The following is a 14668-nucleotide window of genomic DNA, read 5'->3' on the forward strand; positions in this document are numbered from 1 at the left end:
AGAAAGTTCGGAAAAACACTCTTCGCCATCTATGTAAGGGGAGTCTCCCTTATTTGTTCATTACGATGAATGCAATAACTACACCGATGATTGGAAGTGCCTCAACTAAAGCAACCCCGATGAACATAATTGTTTGAAGTGCGCCTTTTAATTCTGGTTGACGAGCAACACCTTCGATTGTACGTGATACGATAAGACCGTTACCAATACCTGCACCTAATGCTGATAAACCAATTGCAATTGCAGCTGCGATTACACCTAAACTCATTTAATTTGTCCTCCTTTGTATTATAAAAAAATAAATTTTTTCTTACTTAAATTATATTAATGGTCATGGCTTACTTTATGAGCCATATAAACCATCGTTAACATAACGAAAATAAATGACTGGATTGATCCAACGAATACACTGAATCCCATCCATGCTAACATTGGTACAAGCGCACCTAATGCTCCAAGGAATGATGCCCCGCCTAACTTAGCAAGTAATCCTAATAAGATCTCACCTGCATAAATGTTACCGAATAAACGAAGACCTAACGTTAATGTGTTAGCAAACTCCTCAATAACCTTTAATGGGAATAAGAATTTCATCGGTTGGAAATAACCTTTAACGTATTCTTTCGTACCCTTCATCTTAATTCCATAATAATGGGTGAGGGTAACTACCATCACGGCTAATGTTAATGTAACTGCTGGATCAGACGTTGGTGATCTCCACCATGCAATATGTTCGCCAGCCTCAACTGTTGAATACATGAATGGTAAACCAAGGAAGTTCGATACGATGATAAACATGATAAGCGTAACGCCAAGCGTTAAGAAACGTCCACCTGTTTTCCAGTCCATCGTACTATTGATAATCCCTTTCACGAAGTCAAACACCCATTCCATGAAATTTTGCATTCCTGTTGGGCGAAGAGCTAAGCTGCGAGTTCCGATAACAGCGATTAAGAAAACAATAACTGCTGCTACAGTAACCATCATAACTGATGACAAATCGAACGTTAAACCTAGAAATTCAACTAATCTACCGTGTTCCACTAGTAATTCACCTCTCTTCCCTGCTCTTATACTCTAAATAAAGAAAATCTATGATCATGACAAGGTATCCTGTCAGCAATCCTACACCTAAGCCCCACATCGCAATTAACTCTTGATATTTGGCTGCAAATAAAATTAATAACCCAATCGTGGCGAATCTTGAATATGTACTTACCGCTGTCGCCTTAAACTTCACGTTTTCTCCATTTGTTACGCGATCCAACAGCTTGTCTGTTCTACGTGCAATGATGCGCAAACTAAGAAAACTGAAAATCGTTCCGATAATCAGTCCAAGAAATACATCCTTGTAAGAGGTGAATCCCCATCCTAGCACTAGAAGCGCAAGCAAGTAGTACATATATTTCTTTTGTCTTTGGACAAGTCCATGTACGTCTATCATCATTGCTCTCCCGAATAGTAATGTCGAATGAGTCGAATCATTGCGTATATCCCAGTTCCTAATCCGAGTAATAACCCTATAATAAGAAACAATGGAAACGTTCCAACCTTATTATCAATCCACTGCCCACCAAAGATCCCAATAAGAATAGAACCGACTAACTGAGCAAGAATACCTGACATTAAAGCATAAGCTTTTATATGGCTGCGATCGTTTTTTTGCAAGGATTCATCCCTCCAATATGTAACCCTCATTCACGATGTGTTAATAATAACTCATTTTTTTGCATAAATCCTATACAAAATAAAAAGTTTACATTTTCGTCACGGAATAGATGTATTTTTGTCACTGAAAGCCCTACCATCTATCCCCGTTGTTAGCATACAATAGGGTATTAACAGTGTCAACGAGAAATCGTAAAAAATCAAAAAATTTGAGTATTAGTCATTTCCTCCCAAAAATGAAAACGTTCCCCTTCTAAATACTGGTTAGAGATATGCAATTTCTAACAGTTTTCTCTTTATAATAGAAGGAAATGTTCACAAGTTTGTCACTATTATATTTTTAAGATATAACGCTTTCCTTCCATAATATAGTGCTCTTTAGACGTAAGACTTCTATATTATATGTGATGTGTATGCAACTTATGTTGTATATACTATGTATATTTATCCCCCTCCCCTACCTCATCAAGATACAAAAAAACGAGAGGGGAACCCCCTCTCGTCAGTTGTCTTACTTCGTTCCGAATAAACGGTCACCAGCATCACCAAGACCTGGCACTACATATCCGTGTTCATTTAATTTCTCATCTAATGCTGCTACATAAATATCAACATCAGGATGTTCTTCTTGTACTACTTTTACTCCTTCTGGAGCTGCAACGATACACATTAATTTAATTTGTTTTGCACCGCGCTTTTTCAGAGAGTTAATTGCTTCAGCTGCAGAACCACCTGTTGCTAGCATCGGATCTAGTACGATAAAGTCACGCTCTTCTACATCCGTTGGAAGTTTCACATAGTATTCTACCGGTTGCAATGTTTTAGGATCGCGGTATAAACCAACGTGTCCTACTTTTGCTGCTGGAATTAATTTCAGAATTCCATCAACCATTCCTAAACCTGCACGTAAAATCGGAATTAAACCAAGTTTTTTACCAGCGATCACTTTTGTTGTTGCTTTGCTTACAGGCGTTTCAATTTCAATGTCTTTAAGTGGAAGATCGCGAGTAATTTCAAAAGCCATTAGGCTTGCTACTTCGTCCACTAATTCACGAAAATCTTTCGTACCTGTATTCTTATCGCGAATATATGTAATCTTATGTTGAATTAACGGGTGATCAAATACATACAGTTTTCCCATGTGAATCTCTCCTTTAGATGATATTCATGCGTTTGCACGCTTTTTTACACTATTTACGATTGTAAAGAAAACGCTACTAATATTCAAGGGCAAATTTGGCAAAATCATGATTTTACGATGAATCTATCTAGTATCTTTACCAATTATGGGAGCTGTATCCTTCATTATATCGCCAAAATTTATTCATCATTTGTATACATACTTAAAGAACAATATATGTCCAAAAAAAACTGCCAAAACAATTACGTCTCAGCAGTCTTCTTTCATCTATTATAGGTCTGTGTACATTGGGAATTTGCTCGTTAACGCTTCTACACGCTTACTTGCTTCTTCTAATGCAGCTTCATTTTCATGATTTTTTAATGTATAAGCAATAAGTGACGCAATTTCATCCATGTCTTCTAAACCGAAACCGCGAGATGTTACAGCTGCCGTACCGATACGTACACCACTTGTTACAAATGGGCTTGCTGTTTCAAATGGAATTGTATTTTTGTTCACTGTAATACCAACTTCATCTAATACGTGCTCTGCTACTTTACCTGTGATTTCTAAGTTACGAACATCGATCAAGATTAAATGATTGTCTGTTCCACCAGAAACAAGTGTAAGCCCTTCTTTTTGAAGACCTTCAGCTAAGCGGTTCGCATTATTAATGATATTTTGTGCATATGTTTTAAACTCATCTTGTAGCGTCTCACCAAATGCAACAGCTTTTGCAGCGATTACGTGCATAAGTGGACCACCTTGAATACCAGGGAAGATTGATTTATCAATTTGTTTTGCAAATTGCTCTTCACATAAAATCATACCACCACGTGGACCACGTAATGTTTTATGTGTTGTCGTTGTAACGAAATGTGCATGTGGTACTGGGTTTGGATGTAAACCAGCAGCTACTAAACCAGCGATATGTGCCATATCAACCATAAAGTATGCACCCACTTCATCCGCAATCTCACGGAATCGTTTGAAATCGATAACACGAGGATATGCACTTGCACCTGCAACGATTAATTTTGGTTTATGTTCTTTCGCTTTTGCTAATACATCATCGTAATTAATACGGTGAGATTCAGCATCCACGCCATATTCTACGAAATTATATTGTACTCCACTGAAGTTAACAGGGCTTCCGTGTGTTAAGTGACCACCATGAGATAAATTCATACCAAGTACTGTATCGCCTTGCTCTAAAATTGTGAAGTATACTGCCATGTTCGCCTGTGCACCAGAATGCGGTTGAACATTTACATGCTCTGCGCCAAAAATTTCTTTCGCGCGATCACGTGCGATATCTTCCACTACGTCTACGTGCTCACAGCCACCATAGTAACGTTTTCCAGGATATCCCTCAGCATACTTATTCGTTAAAACAGAACCTTGCGCCTCCATTACTGCTTCACTTACGAAGTTTTCCGAAGCAATTAACTCAATCTTCGAACGCTGTCTTCCTAGTTCTGCCTCAATTGCAGCAAATACCTTTTCATCTTGACGTTTTAAATGATCCACCAAAATCCCCCTTTTCTGAACGAATTACATCGATTCCCAATAGTTTTTTCTCATTTATTCAGAAAAAACGAAAATTCAGGTTGTAATTCTTTCGAACCTTCATGTTTTCAACTACATTCTAACATGACTTTCTATATCATAAAAGAAAAAAAAGACCGAAAATCGGTCTTTTCTTTCTTCTATTATAAAGTCAGACTACATACCTTTTATCTTTCGATATAAAGCTATTATGCGACTTTATAATTTTTCATGTCTAACGGCAAGTGATAGTCTCTTCCTTCGCCGCATAAACAGCACGTACTCCACCAATTAGTTTTCCACGTGTTGTTGCCATCGTTACATGCGCACTTCCAATTTCCTTCACACCTGTACGAACCGGAACAGCTACATGCTTTAAATGCATACCGATAAATGTATCACCAATATCCATTCCTGCATCTGCTTTAATAAACTCAATTACTACCGGGTCTTTCAAATTGTGATACGCATATGTTGCTAATGCACCACCTGCTGATCTAACAGGCGTAACTGTTACAATTTCAAATTGATATTTCATCGCCAACTCTCTCTCAACTACTAAAGCACGGTTTAAATGCTCACAACATTGAAACGCCAACTCAATACCTGTTTGCTCTTGAAATTGTTTTAACTCAGAAAAAATCGCCTCTGCTACTTCCATCGTTCCTGATGTTCCAATTCTTTCTCCTAGCACTTCGCTCGTGCTACACCCCACTACAAAAATTTGACTACTTTGTAATGAAGCTTGTTCTTGGAAATCAGAAAGCGAACTTTGTAACTGTTCTCTTACCTTTACGATTTCTGTCATTACGCCTCTTCCTTTCACAGGTTGGTTCACCAAATTATATTTCATACTACTTCTAGTTAGAATCTATTACTTTGTTTCGTATGTTTTAATTTTTCCTACGCGGTTTTCGTGACGACCACCTTCATAGTCGGTTGTTAACCAAATTTTTGCGATGTCACGTGCTAGACCTGCACCAATTACACGCTCGCCCATTGCTAGCATGTTCGTATCATTATGCTCTCTCGTTGCTTTCGCACTGAAAGTATCATGAACTAACGCACAACGAATACCATTTACTTTATTTGCTGCAATTGACATACCGATGCCTGTCCCACAAACTAAAATACCACGATCTACTTCGCCATTCGCTACCATTTCCGCTGCAGGAAACGCAAAATCAGGGTAATCAACAGAACCAGCTTCACATTCACAACCTAAATCAATATATTCAATATTTAACTCTTCTAATAAACTTATAAGTTCTTTACGGATATTCATACCGCCGTGATCAGATGCTACTACTACTTTCATTTTTACCCCTCCAAAGTTTCAATCAATTATCTTCATTTCTCACTCGCTACCTTAACGGAACGAAGTGATCTCCAATATCGTATTATACACGAAACATCAACCTTCTGAATGTTTTTTCAGTAAAGTTTGTACAAGTTTTTCCATCTCTTCTAACGTTTCTTTATAAATAGAAAGTGACCCGCCAAATGGATCTGAAATATCCTTACTTATCCCCTCAGTTACTCCATATAATGTATCTACTTTCTTTTCAACACTCGGATAATGCCCAAGTACAATTTGCTTATGGTTTTCCGTCATTGTTACTACAATATCAGCCCATTCAATCAAAGCTTCATTTACCTGCTGCGAAGCATGATCGATTGCAATTCCCTTTTCAGCTAAAGCTTCCTTTGCATATATCGACGCATCACTTCCAGGATAGGCGAAAACACCAGCAGATTGCACTTCAAACTTACCTGCTCCATGATGACGAAGCAACGCCTCGGCCATCGGGCTACGGCATGTATTTCCAGTGCAAATAAATAACACTCGTTTCATCCAAACCCACCCCTTTTCTTCTTTTTCCTACTTTTTATCATAACGTACATAAGAATAGAACAAAAGAAATGTGAATATACGAAAGGCGCATTTCTCTTATATTTTTTCTAAGAAAAATGCGCCTTATCCACATATATGTGAAACCCTATTTCCAAGTGCCCAAAGTATTTTACCATACATAAGGAACAGACTACAAAACAAAATAAGGAATCCATTTCATACGAAACGGATTCCTTTCATGCAATAATTATTTCATTGTAACTTTCATTACTTCTGTTGAACCTTTTGTAGCAGTTACACCTACAGTTGTCTTAATAGACTCAGCTGCATCTGTATTTGTGATAACGATTGGAGTAATTGTACTTTTCGCTTTTTCACGGATTAATTCTAGGTCGAATGAGATTAATTTATCTCCAGCTTTTACAGCTTGTCCTTCAGAAACGTGAGCTTCGAAACCTTCGCCTTCCATTTTTACAGTTTCTAATCCAACGTGGATTAAAATTTCTGTACCGTTTTTCGCTTTAATTCCAATCGCATGTTTCGTGTGGAATAATTGTACGATTTCACCATCAACTGGAGATACAACTACACCTTCAGTAGGATCGATTGCAACACCGTCGCCCATCATACGACCAGCGAATACTGGATCTGGTACTTCTTCAATATTTTTCACTGCTCCAGTTAATGGAGCTACGATTGTTTCTTCATTTGTTTTTGAACCTAAACCGAATAATTTTTTAAACATAGGATAGTCCTCCTTATAATTTACCTAAAAGTTTATAGGGCAATCTCTATTAAAGATCGAAATAAACGTAAGACCTCATACTTCGAATATTATACTGTAAAAACGCTTTCGAAATAAATTACGTCGTTGCTGCTAGACTCTTATTGTAGCGCCTCATAAAATTCCAGTCAATTCTGATTGTCTGAATAACAATAAGAAGTTAACTTCTACTTATATTTTCTCTTTTTTTGCCTAACTTGTCTAGAGGTCTTTACTACATTTTATTTTTTGTCGCTAATTTGTAAAATTATTTTCAAACTTTTTTCGAAACTCACTTGACTTAAGTAAGTAACTATTTTATTATTACTTACATAAGATAAGTTAATAACTTTTAGGAGGTTTTTTAAAATGATGGATATCGGTCTTCTTATTATTCGTCTTATTATAGGTATTACATTCATGGGTCATGGTGCTCAAAAATTATTTGGTTGGTTTGGTGGCTACGGCCTGAAAGGAACTGGCGGCTGGATGGAGTCAATCGGCTTACGCCCTGGTGTATTCATGGCATTTATGGCTGGCGCAACTGAATTATTAGGTGGTTTCTTATTCGCATCAGGTATTTTCACTGCAATTGGTTCATTATTTATCGTTGGAACAATGTTAATGGCTATTTTCACTGTTCACGGAAAAAATGGTTACTGGGTAACACAAAACGGATATGAATACAATTTAATGTTAATCGCCGTTGCTATTGGAGTAGCTTTAATCGGACCTGGTGCATACGTTTTATTATAATTTTTATCTTGAATTCGAGATTATTTAGACGGAACTTACTTCATTGCGATTGAAGTAAGTTCTTTTTATGTAATAAAAATATTATTTTCAGCAGGAGTTTCCCACTAACATCTTGTAAACAAACAATAAGTCGTCATATTTAGAAAGGGGATTTTAAGCATGTTATCCATTAATCCAAATGAACAAACGGAAAAAGAGAATTACAAATTATTAACGGGAAGTATCATTCCACGCCCCGTCGCATTCGTTACTTCTGTAACAAAAGACGGCGTATTAAACGGAGCACCATATAGTTATTTCAATATTGTCGCTGCTAATCCACCACTTATCTCAGTTTCTGTACAACGAAAAGCAGGAACACCGAAAGATACTTCTCGAAACGCAATTGAAAAAGGTGAGTTTGTCGTACATATTTCTGATGAATCTTACGTAGAAGCAATTAACGAAACAGCAGCTAACCTCCCACCAAATGAGAGTGAAATTGAACTAGCAAAACTAACACCAATTGAAAGTGACGTAATCTCTGTTCCAGGTGTAAAAGAAGCAAATATTCGAATGGAATGCGTACTAGAACGCGCAATCCCCCTTGGCGGAACAGAAGACTCACCAGCTTGCGACCTACTAATCGGACGCGTCGTTCGTTTCCACGTCGCAGAACACCTATACGAAAAAGGTCGCATTCACGCAGAAGGACTAAAACCAGTAAGCCGCCTAGCAGGACACAACTACGCAAAACTAGGAGAACAATTTGAATTGGTGAGGCCAATTTAAAGGCAGAGGCGGCTCGTTCAGAATCGCAAGGCACTTCAAGCTCTCGACCGTGAAGCGCTTTTTGCTTCATGCGAGAGAGCGAAATGACCGGAGATTCTAGCCGCTGGAACTGGATATATCTAAAAGTGGAAGCAATTCACTCAAAATAGAATACCTGTAAAATAAAAAGGCTGTACCAAAATAATTTGGTACAGTCTTTGCTAAAATCGTATCCCCTTATATCTCTTCTTTCTGCTCCTCTAAAGTAGGTACTTTCTCTTTTTTCGGTTTCCCAAGCTTAATTACGAAGAAGTATAGGGAAAGCAATGTAATAAGAAAAACGATTATAAACGGGTATGGAGAATAAAAGGCACGCGCCCCCTCCGTTTTTCCCGCAACAAACTTCAATGACTCAATATCTAAAAACTCAGCAAACATTTGTACACCGAGCATACTAAACCAAAAAACAAAAAAACTAATAATAATACCAAAAACTTGCTTCAATCTCGTCATTCATCTCATCCTTTCTATATTTATAATTGTTTGGCGTAAATTAGTATAAATAAAACTATGCACAGAAAGGAACTATATTACCATTCGCGAATTAATTTGATCCAACCTAAAATCGAAATTTGTAAAATAATACCCCAAATAACAAGCTACCGTAACCACCTAGGGAAAAAAGTTAAAAATCGAATATACCATTCCAATAATTTATTCATAACTCCCTCCTCCTTAAAATTATATAGGAAAAAGGAGATGTAATCCAAATCCAACTAGAATGATACCACCTACTATCTCACCATATGTACCGAGCATATCTTTCGCATGTCTACCAATTAATAAACCAGTCCACGCTAATAACATACTAACAAATCCAAAAAGTAATATTGTAATAATCGTCTGCGCTCCGTAAATACCAAGACTAAGCCCTACTGAAAAACTATCTATACTAACGCCAAATGCAAATACAAATAAACTAATTCCAATAGGGGCCGTTCTAGTCTTTTCATTCTCCAAAATAGAGGAATATACAATATAAAATCCTAGTCCAATTAATAAAATAGCACCTGCAAAATGTGCAATATCTCCATACTGCTCTGATAAAAAACGCCCTAATACCATCCCTATAAAAGGCATGATAATATGAAATATCCCTATCGTCATACCGATATACATGATTTGTCTTACCTTTAAGGTCATCATCCCCATACCAAGACTCACCGAGAACGCATCCATCCCTAAGGCGAATGCCATAATTATTAAAGGTATTAGCTGTTCAAACGTCATTCATGTCCCTCCTCGGACGTGCTACTTCAAAATATGCTTATCCGAGGAGAAATATTCTGTTTGCTAATCGTACCTTATCATTCAGTAATAATTTGATGTCCTGCCGCCTTCGTTAAGCGATTCATAATGGCATTCCCTATTCCTTCATTCGGGAATGATTCACTAAAAATAACATCTACTTCACTTGCATCAAATGTTCTAAGTACATCATATAATTTAGTCGCAACGCTAGCTAAATTGCTTCTTACACCACAAGACAATACAACATCCGCGCCATATACATGCTGATACTCTTCTGTCGTTAATACACCTACTTTGAATCCTTCTTCCTTCTTCTCATCCACAAGGCGTTGAATAAATTCACGTGAACCTTCAACAATACTCAGTGGCGCTTTCGGTGCATAATGCGTATATTTCATTCCAGGTGATTTCGGTTTTTCCTTCTCATCCTTTAAAGCCGGATCTAAAGAAACCGTGCCAATCACCGCTTCCAATTGTTCTTTCGTAATCCCACCTGGGCGTAATATCGTTGGCACAGCGCTCGTACAATCAATTACAGTCGATTCAACACCTACGCCTGTTGCACCACCATCTACAATACCTGCAATTTTCTCATTTAAGTCTTCATATACGTGAGATGCTAACGTCGGACTTGGACGACCAGAACGATTCGCACTCGGTGCTGCAACAGGTACATTTGCCTCCTCAATAAGAGCAAGCGCTATTGGATGATCAGGCATTCTTACTCCAACTGTATTAAGTCCTGCCGTCACCTTCTCTGAAATCCCTTCTTTTCTAGGTAAAATAATTGTTAACGGGCCTGGCCAAAAATGCTCCATTAACTTCTCTGCAACTGACGGGATTTCTTTCACAATCCCATCTAACTGTGATTTTGTACCGATGTGGACAATAAGTGGATTATCACTCGGTCTTCCTTTCGCTTCAAAAATTTTCGCGATCGCTTCATCATTCATCGCATTTGCGCCTAGTCCATATACCGTTTCTGTAGGGAAGGCAATCGCCTCGTTTTCCCTTAATAATTTTGCTGCTTCTTGTAACTGTGGATAATATTTTTTTCTTTCCACAACATTATCCACAACCCACATATTTGTATGCATTTTTTCCCACGTCCTTTTCTACCCTGAAATACTTGTCTATTTTTAGTTTACTATGAGATTTATCCAAAAGACAAACAAGGTTTATCCACAAAATGTGGATAAACCTAATTAATCCGTGGATAACTTTGTGAATAGCTGACAATTTAGTATTATTGCATTTGGCTCTTTTATATTTTTACAAAAGTGTTCTAACTGTCGAATTCCCTCTGGTACGTTTTCTTTCTCTATAGTAACAAAGTCAAAAAACTGAAAGATTGTTATAGATTGTGGATGATTTGTTAGTAAGTACAATTGTCGAATATTTTTTTCGTTCATATACTGCAAAAACATTTCAAAAAAATATAAGAAAGTCTGTTTATCCACATTAGGTGTGAATAAACAAGAACGGATAAGCACATCTTCTCCACTTTGTTCATAACCAATTACAGCCCTTATTTCTTCCGCCTCTTCCAAAATCATAAATTGCGCGTACAACTCATTTATTTTATCATCTTTTTTATTAGCTTGTCCGAAAAAAGAATGCAATCTTTCCACATCTGCTTTTTTCGCAAAATATACTTTCTTCATAGTAAATCCCTCCTCTTTTTTATATATGAGAAGGGACCTACTAATAGTACTATTTAGAGAATAAAGATGTAAAAGCTTCTACAATAAATAACTTAACTTCTGGCTTTTCTTCCTCTTCCTCTACTTTTACATACTCATTTTGTTTTTCTTGCTTTTGTTCCACAGGCTTCTCCACTTTGTCCACAGTTTTTGTTTCTTCTTTACTTACAGGTTGTTCTTCTACTTTCTTTTCAGAAGCTGTTACTTTTTTTGCGACTTCCTGCTTTATAACTTTCGTTTCTTTCACTTTATCCTCTTTCTTCTCTTGTACCTCCACTACTTCCTCATCTTGCTCCTTAACTTCCCCCTCTTCAGGAGATTCAGCCTTCACAACATGCTCTTCTTTCCTTACAGCTGTACCACTTGAAAAATCTAAGAAACACATCGGTGGAAATAATACACACCACCAGTTTGCCCCTTCACCTTCCCCAATTGTAATCAATACTGCCTCATATTCCCCTGCTGGATAAATAAAATTCCCATATACCTTTGTAGGAAACTTTACATTCTTACTAAATTTCACTTGAAATGAATCTTTACTTCCTTCTTGTTTCAACGTATTTGCCACTGTTTTTTCGATTTCTGGAATATGACTTTGAATGACTTTACGTGCCTCTTCAAATGAAGTTAAATCCGCTACCCATCCATCAATTTGTGCTTTTACTTCATCACGCACTTTTCGCTTTAAAGCCTGGTCTTTATCTGAATCACTATTTGCTAAAATCCGTAATCGAACGGCCTCTTTCGGAATAACTGAAGGCCCTTTCGCATCAGCTTTCATATATCCAAACTGCACAAGCAACTGTGCACCAATTAATAATAGAAGAAGATAAGCAATAACTTGTTTTTTCATTTCCTCCACCTTCCCTTCTACAAACAGTGTGGACAGACTTTCATCTTTCTAAACTATTAAATTCAAAATCTATATAAATTTTCCCACAAAAAAATAGAGTAAGGTGTGAACCTTACTCCATCTCTGCAAATACCATACGATCTTTTCCATTAATATCAAAAACAATCTCAACATGAGCATGTGGAAAAGCTTGTTGTAACAGCCCTTTTACATCCTCACCTTGCCCTACTCCAATTTCAAATGCCACAATTGCTTTCTCCTGCAATACATTCGGCAACTCTTCCATAAAACGGCGATAGAAATCTAATCCGTCTTCACCGCCAACAAGTGCTCTCTTTGGCTCATGCTCTTTCACCACAGGAGAAAGGCCACGCCAATCCACTTCCGGTATATATGGGGGGTTTGAAACAACAACATCTAACTTTTGACCTGTTTGATAAAATGGTGACAATAAATCACCATGATAGAACGTTACTTCTGCGCCCAAATTTTTTGCATTTTCTTTTGCAACTTCAATCGACTCTTGTGCAATATCTACCGTATACACATGAAGATTTTTATTTTCTAAAGCAAGCGTAATCGAAATCGCTCCGCTACCTGTACCGATATCTGCTACATGTAGTTTCTCATCACCAAAATGGCGCTCGATTCTTTCTAACACTCCCACTATAAGCTCTTCTGTTTCCGGTCTTGGTATTAATACTTCTTCATTCACAAAGAAAGATCGTCCATAAAACATTTCATAACCGATCATATATTGAATAGGAATACCTTCTACATGCTTATGAATAAAATCCGTAAAACTTGTTTCTTGTTCCACAGTTATTTCTTCACGCATATTCATGAGCATTCCGGTTCTGTTCGTCTTTAATACATGACAAAGGACAATTTCTCCCGCATTTTCATCTCGTCCATTTTCCTGTAAAAAAGAAGAAGCCCATTTCAGGGCTTCATAGACACGCATTACTCAGCTGCCTCCATCTTTTGAGCCTGATCTTCCATCACTAAGGCATTGATGAAATCATCTAACTTACCTTGTAAGATTTGATCTAGCTTTTGAATCGTTAAACCGATTCGATGGTCTGTAACACGGTTTTGCGGGAAATTATACGTACGAATACGCTCTGAACGATCACCCGTACCAACAGCTTGTTTACGGTTTTGATCATACTCAGCTTGCGCCTCTTGTCTAAACTTATCATAAACACGTGCGCGTAATACTTTCATCGCTTTTTCTTTATTCTTAATTTGTGATTTCTCATCCTGACACGATACAACTACACCAGTCGGTAAATGCGTTAAACGTACCGCTGACATCGTTGTATTAACACTTTGTCCACCAGGACCACTAGAAGCAAACGTATCAACACGAACATCTTTTTCATGAATACTAATTTCTACTTCTTCTGCCTCTGGTAATACAGCTACAGTTGCTGTAGATGTATGAATACGTCCACCAGATTCCGTTTCAGGAACACGTTGCACACGGTGAGCACCATTCTCGAATTTCAGCTTCGCGAACGCACCTTTACCGTTAATCATAAAGATAATCTCTTTATATCCACCTAACTCTGTATAGCTCGCTTCGATAATTTCAGTTTTCCAACCTTGTACCTCAGCATAACGGCTATACATACGATATAAATCACCAGCAAATAAAGCCGCCTCATCACCACCAGCAGCGCCACGAACCTCAACGATAACGTTTTTATCATCATTAGGGTCTTTTGGAACAAGTAAAATTTTCAGACGCTCTGACAATTCTTTATCTTGTCCTTCTAATTCAGAAACCTCTTCTTTTACCATGTCACGCATATCAGCGTCTAACTTATCTTCTAACATTGCTTTTGCATCTCTTAATTGCTCACGAACATCTTTATACTCACGGTACACCTCTACCGTTTCCTGCATATCAGATTGTTCCTTTGAATACTCACGAAGCTTATTCGTATCGCTAATAACCTCTGGGTCACTTAACAATTCATTTAACTTCTCATAACGATCTTCTACAGCTTGCAAACGATCTAACACACCATTCACCTCTACATCCTAGTATCTAATACAAATAGTATATGGTACTTAATCAAAAAAACGCAAATTATATTTAAAAGCGTAAGCGGCTTGCTCAGAATCGCAGGACATTGGAACTCTCGACCTTGAAGCGCTCTTTGCTTCGAGCGAGAGAGTGAAATGACCGGAGATTCTAGCCGCTGGAGCTAGATAATATTTAAAAGCGCAAGCGGCTTGCTCAGCTCTGACTGCTAAAGTTCTTAGCTTTACGAAGAGCTGGCCACCAATCTTCATCTATTTTCGAAAAAAACCCGCTCTACATAGCGAG

The 14668-nt window shown here is 37.6% G+C and carries 20 protein-coding genes; 2 read left to right on the top strand and 18 right to left on the bottom strand.

The genetic code is table 11. The features are described 5' to 3' along the window. Positions 1-49: 49 nt before the first annotated feature. The 11 genes from atpE to F8162_RS06725 all read right to left on the bottom strand — a co-directional run bounded on the left by atpE (position 50) and on the right by F8162_RS06725 (position 6939). Entirely contained in the window at positions 50-268 is a 219-nt protein-coding gene (gene atpE, locus F8162_RS06675; RefSeq protein ID WP_000052064.1) for a F0F1 ATP synthase subunit C, read from the bottom strand. Between the two features lie 56 nt (positions 269-324). Beyond that, positions 325-1044, bottom strand: a complete 720-nt coding sequence (gene atpB / locus F8162_RS06680) for a F0F1 ATP synthase subunit A (RefSeq protein ID WP_016085476.1) — start codon at positions 1042-1044, stop codon at positions 325-327. Between the two features lie 7 nt (positions 1045-1051). Further along, positions 1052-1444, bottom strand: a complete 393-nt coding sequence (locus F8162_RS06685) for an ATP synthase subunit I (protein ID WP_000567600.1) — start codon at positions 1442-1444, stop codon at positions 1052-1054. Beyond that, positions 1444-1668, bottom strand: coding sequence for an AtpZ/AtpI family protein (locus F8162_RS06690; protein WP_001171218.1), 225 nt, complete (start codon positions 1666-1668; stop codon positions 1444-1446). The genes F8162_RS06685 and F8162_RS06690 overlap by 1 nt, the downstream gene beginning before the upstream one ends. A gap of 26 nt (positions 1669-1694) precedes the next feature. Beyond that, a complete protein-coding gene (locus F8162_RS06695; RefSeq protein WP_000232961.1) occupies positions 1695-1808 on the bottom strand; it encodes a DUF4024 domain-containing protein in 114 nt (37 codons plus the stop codon). Positions 1809-2179: 371 nt separating this feature from the next. Then, entirely contained in the window at positions 2180-2809 is a 630-nt protein-coding gene (upp, locus tag F8162_RS06700; protein WP_098431731.1) for a uracil phosphoribosyltransferase, read from the bottom strand. Between the two features lie 270 nt (positions 2810-3079). After that, positions 3080-4321: a serine hydroxymethyltransferase gene (gene glyA, locus F8162_RS06705; protein ID WP_141525222.1), complete on the bottom strand. Its 1242-nt coding sequence runs from the start codon at positions 4319-4321 to the stop codon at positions 3080-3082. Between the two features lie 253 nt (positions 4322-4574). Next, the gene (locus F8162_RS06710) at positions 4575-5192 is read right to left on the bottom strand and encodes a TIGR01440 family protein (RefSeq protein ID WP_151630185.1); all 618 of its coding nucleotides are present in this window, start codon (positions 5190-5192) and stop codon (positions 4575-4577) included. A gap of 21 nt (positions 5193-5213) precedes the next feature. Continuing rightward, the gene (gene rpiB, locus F8162_RS06715; protein ID WP_002113049.1) at positions 5214-5657 is read right to left on the bottom strand and encodes a ribose 5-phosphate isomerase B; all 444 of its coding nucleotides are present in this window, start codon (positions 5655-5657) and stop codon (positions 5214-5216) included. Positions 5658-5753: 96 nt separating this feature from the next. Further along, entirely contained in the window at positions 5754-6194 is a 441-nt protein-coding gene (locus tag F8162_RS06720; RefSeq protein ID WP_151630184.1) for a low molecular weight protein arginine phosphatase, read from the bottom strand. 247 nt (positions 6195-6441) lie between these two features. Next, complete coding sequence (locus F8162_RS06725) at positions 6442-6939, bottom strand: PTS glucose transporter subunit IIA (RefSeq protein ID WP_000473666.1); 498 nt, start codon at positions 6937-6939, stop codon at positions 6442-6444. A 387-nt stretch (positions 6940-7326) separates the two neighbouring features. Here F8162_RS06725 and F8162_RS06730 point away from each other — a divergent pair, with 387 nt between their 5' ends. Both F8162_RS06730 and F8162_RS06735 read left to right on the top strand, forming a co-directional pair. Next, positions 7327-7713 (top strand): DoxX family protein, encoded by a 387-nt coding sequence (locus tag F8162_RS06730; protein ID WP_000968694.1) that lies wholly within the window; start codon positions 7327-7329, stop codon positions 7711-7713. Positions 7714-7872: 159 nt separating this feature from the next. Then, positions 7873-8484, top strand: coding sequence for a flavin reductase family protein (locus F8162_RS06735; protein ID WP_151630183.1), 612 nt, complete (start codon positions 7873-7875; stop codon positions 8482-8484). A 216-nt stretch (positions 8485-8700) separates the two neighbouring features. On the opposite strand, the gene F8162_RS06740 is transcribed toward F8162_RS06735, so the two are convergent. The 7 genes from F8162_RS06740 to prfA all read right to left on the bottom strand — a co-directional run bounded on the left by F8162_RS06740 (position 8701) and on the right by prfA (position 14361). Then, positions 8701-8976, bottom strand: coding sequence for a DUF3935 domain-containing protein (locus tag F8162_RS06740; RefSeq protein ID WP_151630182.1), 276 nt, complete (start codon positions 8974-8976; stop codon positions 8701-8703). A 228-nt stretch (positions 8977-9204) separates the two neighbouring features. Further along, positions 9205-9753, bottom strand: coding sequence for a manganese efflux pump MntP family protein (locus tag F8162_RS06745; RefSeq protein WP_151630181.1), 549 nt, complete (start codon positions 9751-9753; stop codon positions 9205-9207). Between the two features lie 77 nt (positions 9754-9830). Continuing rightward, on the bottom strand, positions 9831-10871 hold the full coding sequence (locus tag F8162_RS06750; protein ID WP_151630180.1) for an L-threonylcarbamoyladenylate synthase: 1041 nt from the start codon (positions 10869-10871) through the stop codon (positions 9831-9833). Between the two features lie 108 nt (positions 10872-10979). Then, entirely contained in the window at positions 10980-11438 is a 459-nt protein-coding gene (locus F8162_RS06755) for a mechanosensitive ion channel protein (protein WP_151630179.1), read from the bottom strand. Between the two features lie 49 nt (positions 11439-11487). Beyond that, positions 11488-12330: a stage II sporulation protein R gene (gene spoIIR, locus F8162_RS06760; protein WP_151630178.1), complete on the bottom strand. Its 843-nt coding sequence runs from the start codon at positions 12328-12330 to the stop codon at positions 11488-11490. A gap of 112 nt (positions 12331-12442) precedes the next feature. After that, positions 12443-13294 carry a peptide chain release factor N(5)-glutamine methyltransferase gene (gene prmC, locus F8162_RS06765; protein WP_151630177.1) on the bottom strand — a complete coding sequence of 284 codons (852 nt, stop codon included), beginning with the start codon at positions 13292-13294 and terminating at the stop codon, positions 12443-12445. Beyond that, on the bottom strand, positions 13294-14361 hold the full coding sequence (gene prfA / locus F8162_RS06770; RefSeq protein WP_002096180.1) for a peptide chain release factor 1: 1068 nt from the start codon (positions 14359-14361) through the stop codon (positions 13294-13296). Before prfA ends, prmC begins: the two co-directional genes overlap by 1 nt. Between the last annotated feature and the right edge of the window lie 307 nt (positions 14362-14668).

The sequence above is a fragment of the Bacillus sp. CH140a_4T genome, from assembly GCF_008923725.1.
Classification (GTDB): Bacteria; Bacillota; Bacilli; order Bacillales; family Bacillaceae_G; genus Bacillus_A.